This is a genomic window from Saccharomonospora iraqiensis subsp. iraqiensis, from assembly GCF_000430445.1.
GTDB lineage: Bacteria > Actinomycetota > Actinomycetes > Mycobacteriales > Pseudonocardiaceae > Saccharomonospora > Saccharomonospora iraqiensis.
The window spans coordinates 25,166-30,566 of the sequence record NZ_KE387084.1 but is presented as its reverse complement, the minus strand read 5'-3'; the positions used below and the strand labels follow the sequence as shown (position 1 = coordinate 30,566).

General features: G+C 72.2%; 5 protein-coding genes. 2 read left to right on the top strand and 3 right to left on the bottom strand.

Annotated features, from left to right (window positions below; genetic code table 11):
• Positions 1–120: 120 nt before the first annotated feature.
• Entirely contained in the window at positions 121–342 is a 222-nt protein-coding gene (locus ACTIR_RS0109920) for an RNA-binding S4 domain-containing protein (protein WP_026454155.1), read from the bottom strand.
• Between the two features lie 209 nt (positions 343–551).
• On the opposite strand from ACTIR_RS0109920, the gene ACTIR_RS0109915 reads away from it, so the two are divergent.
• The gene (locus ACTIR_RS0109915; RefSeq protein WP_026454154.1) at positions 552–962 is read left to right on the top strand and encodes a Fur family transcriptional regulator; all 411 of its coding nucleotides are present in this window, start codon (positions 552–554) and stop codon (positions 960–962) included.
• Positions 963–978: 16 nt separating this feature from the next.
• A complete protein-coding gene (gene katG / locus ACTIR_RS0109910) occupies positions 979–3,180 on the top strand; it encodes a catalase/peroxidase HPI (RefSeq protein ID WP_026454153.1) in 2,202 nt (733 codons plus the stop codon).
• 49 nt (positions 3,181–3,229) lie between these two features.
• Here the strand turns inward: katG and ACTIR_RS0109905 are convergent, their stop codons facing one another.
• Together ACTIR_RS0109905 and ACTIR_RS22585 are read right to left on the bottom strand one after the other, a co-directional pair.
• Complete coding sequence (locus ACTIR_RS0109905; protein WP_026454152.1) at positions 3,230–3,991, bottom strand: EI24 domain-containing protein; 762 nt, start codon at positions 3,989–3,991, stop codon at positions 3,230–3,232.
• An 82-nt stretch (positions 3,992–4,073) separates the two neighbouring features.
• Positions 4,074–5,401, bottom strand: a 1,328-nt coding sequence (locus ACTIR_RS22585) for an aldehyde dehydrogenase family protein (protein WP_052583808.1), incomplete at its 5' end; no start/stop codon positions are given.

Sequence of the window (5,401 nt, the reverse complement as noted above, 5' to 3'; positions counted from 1 at the left end):
GGCCCCGGGGACCCGGCCGTGGCGCTCGCGTTCGGCCCGGGCCTCACCCTCTACGCCACGCTGCTGCGCGGCGGTCCGACCCGACCGGGCGGCGATCCGGCCTGACCGGACGGCCGTGGCTCACTCCACGGTGACCTCGAGTGTCTCGTCGCCGACCGCGACGAGGTCCCCGGCGTCGAGCTTGCGACCGCGGCGGTGTTCGGCCTCGCCGTTGACCCCGACCCCGACCTCGGCCAGCAGGGCCTTCGCCTCCGCGCCGTCCTCGACCACCCCCGCCAGCTTGAGGAACTGGCCGAGCTGGATGGGCGCACGGGCGATCGGGACCGGTCGGGGGGTCGTCATCGTTCCATCATGCCGCATCCCCGCCCACCGGTTCCGCTCCGGATGCGGCCCCGTCGGGCGCGGCCGGACCGACCGGTTCCCACCGGAGGTCTCGTCCCGGTCACGCCGCGAACACGAGTGAGACACAGCACTCCGGGACACTCTTGATCCATTCCAGAAAGCCCGCCAGACTGCCCCGCGTGCCAACGACGACTGCGGGCTTCGAGCACATGCTGCGCGAGGCCGCACTGCGAGTGACCCGACCCCGGGTCGCGGTGCTGTCCGCGGTGCACGACCGTCCGCACGCCGACACGGAATCGATCATCGGTGCCGTCCGGGAGGAACTGCCGAAGGTGTCGCACCAGGCCGTCTACGACGGACTGCGCGCGCTGACCGAGGCGGGACTGCTGCGACGGATCCAGCCGATGGGGTCCGTGGCCCGCTACGAGACGCGGGTCGGGGACAACCACCACCACGTCGCGTGCCGGTCGTGCGGCGCCCTCGCCGATGTCGACTGCGCCGTGGGGTCCGCGCCCTGCCTGACCGCGTCGGACGCCCGGGGCTTCCACGTCGACGAGGCCGAGGTCATCTACTGGGGACTGTGCCCTGCCTGCTCCCCCGAACCGGAACACACCCATTGATCCTGAAAGGACACCCGTGACCGACGATCGCGACACCACCGGCCAGTGCCCCGTGGTGCACGGCCGCGCCCCGCACCCCACCGAGGGTGGCGGGAACCGCCAGTGGTGGCCGGACAAGCTCAACCTGAAGATCCTCTCGAAGAACTCCCCGGCGACCAACCCGCTCGGCGAGGACTTCGACTACGCCGAGGCGTTCAAGTCGCTCGACCTGCCCGCCGTCAAGCGGGACATCGAGGAGGTGCTGACCACCTCGCAGGACTGGTGGCCCGCCGACTTCGGCCACTACGGTCCGCTGATCATCCGGATGGCCTGGCACAGCGCCGGCACCTACCGGATCAGTGACGGCCGCGGCGGCGCGGGCGCCGGGCAGCAGCGGTTCGCCCCGCTGAACAGCTGGCCGGACAACGTCAACCTGGACAAGGCCCGCCGTCTGCTGTGGCCGGTGAAGAAGAAGTACGGCCAGAACCTCTCCTGGGCCGACCTGCTCATCCTGGCGGGCAACGTCGCGCTGGAGTCGATGGGCTTCAAGACCTTCGGCTTCGCCGGCGGCCGCGAGGACGTGTGGGAGCCCGACGAGGACGTCTACTGGGGCCCGGAGACCGAGTGGTTGGACGACCGGCGCTACAGCGGTGACCGCGAGCTGGAGGAGCCGCTGGCCGCCGTCCAGATGGGCCTGATCTACGTCAACCCGGAGGGCCCGAACGGCGAGCCGGACCCGATCGCCGCGGCCCGCGACATCCGCGAGACGTTCGGCCGCATGGCGATGAACGACGAGGAGACCGTCGCACTGATCGCCGGCGGGCACACCTTCGGCAAGACCCACGGTGCCGCGCCGGACAGCCACCTCGGGCCGGCGCCCGAGTCGGCTCCGCTGGAGGAGCAGGGCCTGGGCTGGCGCAACGCCTACGGCACCGGCAAGGGCGGCGACACGATCGGCAGCGGGCTGGAGGTCACCTGGACCAGCACGCCGACGAAGTGGAGCAACGGCTTCTTCGCGAACCTGTTCGAGTACGACTGGGAGCTGACCACCAGCCCGGCGGGCGCGAAGCAGTGGACGCCGAAGGACGGCGCGGGTGAGGGCACCGTCCCGCACGCGCACGACGCGTCGCAGAAGATCGCGCCCGCGATGCTGACCACCGACCTCGCGCTGCGCTACGACCCGATCTACGGACCGATCTCGCGCCGGTTCTACGAGAACCCCGACGAGTTCGCCGACGCCTTCGCCCGCGCCTGGTACAAGCTCACCCACCGGGACATGGGACCGAAGGTCCGCTACCTCGGCCCGGAGGTGCCCGAGGAGACCCTGCTGTGGCAGGACCCGCTGCCCGAGGTGGACCACGAGCTGATCGGCGAGGCGGACATCGACTCGCTGAAGCGCACCATCCTCGACTCCGGGCTGAGCACCGCCCAGCTGGTCACCACCGCGTGGGCGTCGGCCTCGACGTTCCGGGGCAGTGACAAGCGCGGCGGCGCCAACGGTGCGCGCATCCGGCTCAACCCGCAGAACGGGTGGGAGGTCAACAACCCGGCCGAGCTGGAGACGGTGCTGTCCACCCTGGAGGGCATCCAGCAGTCGTTCAACGAGGCGCAGACCGGGAACAAGAAGGTCTCGCTGGCCGACCTGATCGTGCTCGGCGGCTGCGCCGCCGTGGAACGGGCCGCCAAGGCCGCGGGCCACGACATCCGCGTGCCGTTCACCCCGGGCCGCGTCGACGCGACGCCGGAGCAGACCGACGCGGACTCGTTCGCCGCGCTGGAGCCCACCGCGGACGGGTTCCGCAACTACCTGGGCAAGGGCAACCGGCTCTCCGCCGAGTACCTGCTGCTCGACCGGGCGAACCTGCTCACGCTGAGCGCGCCGGAGACCACCGTCCTCGTCGGCGGTCTGCGCGTGCTCGGGGCGAACCACGACGGCTCGTCGCTGGGCGTGTTCACCGACACCCCGGGGTCGCTGACCAACGACTTCTTCGCGAACCTGCTCGACATGGGCATCACGTGGAAGCCGACCTCGGAGGACGCGCAGACCTTCGAGGGGCGCGACGCCTCCGGTGCGGTCAAGTGGACCGGCAGCCGGGTCGACCTGGTGTTCGGGTCGAACTCCGAACTGCGGGCCCTGGCCGAGGTCTACGCCGCCGACGACGCGAAGGGCAAGTTCGTGCGCGACTTCGTCGCCGCGTGGGACAAGGTCATGAACCTCGACCGGTTCGACCTGGCCTGATCGTCGCCACCGGTGGGCCCCGTCCGGACGTGGCGGGGCCCACCGGTGGTCACCGGGCGTCGGCGGGCACGGTCGTGGTGCGCAGCGTCTCGTGGGCGACGAACACCCCGCCCACGAAGGCGACCGGCATGACGACCAGCGCGGCGAGCGGGACGAGGCAGAGCAGGGCCGTCGGCAGTCCCAGCCCCAGCGCGAGTCCCCGCCGCCCGCGCAGCGCCGCACGGCGCCGCGCGAGGTCCATCCCGCGCCGGGTGAACGGCACCGCGACCAGTTCGAGCGCGAGGAACCACGCCGTCACCAGCGCCAGCAGCACCGGGACGACCGTCTGCCCCAGCACCGGAACGAACCCCGCGACGAACAGCGGCACCGTCCACGCGAGCGACCGCAGCAGGAGCTCGACACCGTCCCGGATCCCCATCCACACCGACCGCCACCACGGGATGTCCGCCTCCGGAACCGGCCCGTCCAGGTCATCCTCCACCTTCTCCGCGATGTGCTCGTAGAAGGGGCCGCCCACGGCCAGCGTCAACGCCGAGAACCCGATCAGTCCGACGGCCAGCGCTCCACCGGCCAGGGCGACGCCCGCGACCACCCGCACCGCCGTCCGCCAGCCCTCGTCCCAGCCGTCGGCGAACGGCGTGATCAGCGCGGCCAGATCGTCGATCGAGGACACCAGCGCCACCAGCCCGGCGAGCAGCAACAGCGTGGTCAGCACCACCGGCAGCGCGCCGATCAGCAACAACCGCGGCGACCGGAGCAGAATCCCCAGCCCCCGCCCGAACATCCGCACACCCGTCACGAAATCCCGCACGGCGCATGTCTATCAGCGCACGCACCCGCCGCCCGGCCCGCCCCGCATCACACGGGTGCCGCCGCGCCGGGACGCGGAGCGCTCAGGCGGGGAAGCTGACGGCGTGGGTGTCCATGAACTCCCGGATGCCCTCGATGCCCATCTCGCGGCCCATGCCGCTGTGGTCGAACCCGCCGAACGGGGCACGTTCGTCGAGGTGGGCGGCGCCGTGGGCGTTGACGAACGTGTACCCGGCGCGCAGCCGGGCCGCGACCGCACCCGCGTGGTCGAGGTCGGCCGACCACACCGACGAGGACAGGCCCGCCCACGTGTCGTTCGCCCGGGCCAGGCCGTCCGCCTCGTCGTCGAACGGCAGGATCGGCACGGTCGGGCCGAACTGCTCCTCGGTCACCACACGGAGGTCGTCGGCCGGGTCCAGCACCAGCGACGGCCGGAGGAAGTTCCCCCGGGACAGGTCCGCCCCGTCCGCCGCGGCGCCGAACTCCCGGACCTCGGCACCGGACGAGCGGGCCTCGGCGACCAGCTGCTCGACGTAGTCCTTCTGCCGGGGGCTGTGCAGCGGCCCCATCGTGACCGGTTCGGCCAGGCCGTGCCCGAGCACGGTGCCGGACAGCAGCTCCGACAGGCCGTCGACCACCTCGTCGTAGCGGGAGCGGTGCACGTAGACCCGTTTCGCGGCCATGCAGACCTGCCCGGTGGAGTCGAAGATCCCCCCGAACAGCGTCTGCATCGCCTCGCCGGAGAGGTCGGCGTCGGCGAGCACGAGCGCGGGATCGTTGCCGCCCAGTTCCAGTGCCACGCGGGTCAGCGAGCCCGAGGCCATCTGCATGATCTTCCGGCCGCCGCCCGTGCTCCCCGTGAAGCACACCTTGCGCACCGGCTCCCCGGCCACCAGGGTCTCCCCGATCTCGGAGTCCTCACCGGTGACGACGTTCAGCACGCCCGGCGGGAGCGCCCGCGCCAGCGTCTCCACCGTGCGCACCGTCGCCAGCGGCGCGGTGGGCGGCGGCTTCACCACCACGGTGTTCCCCGCCACCAGCGCGTACGCCAGCGACGCCCCCAGGATCGCCAGCGGCCAGTTGAACGGCACGATGATCGTCGTGGCACCCAGCGGGCGGTAGGTCACCTCGGTGCGGAACGGCGGCGCGGCCAGGTGGGTCGTCTGCCGCTCCAGCTCGCCCGCGAGCCCGACCGCGAGGCGGCAGCGGTGCTCGAACACCGCCGAGTCGATCACGGATTCCATCCGGATCTTGCCGTTCTCCCGGGTCAGGATGTCGGCGACGGTCTCCCGGTCGCCCTCCAACGGCTCCAGCGCCGCGCTCAGCAGCTCGGCGCGTTCGGAGGGGCTCCGCGCCGCCCACGCGGGAAACGCCCGGTCGGCCGCGGCGACCGCGGCCGAGGCCTGTTCCG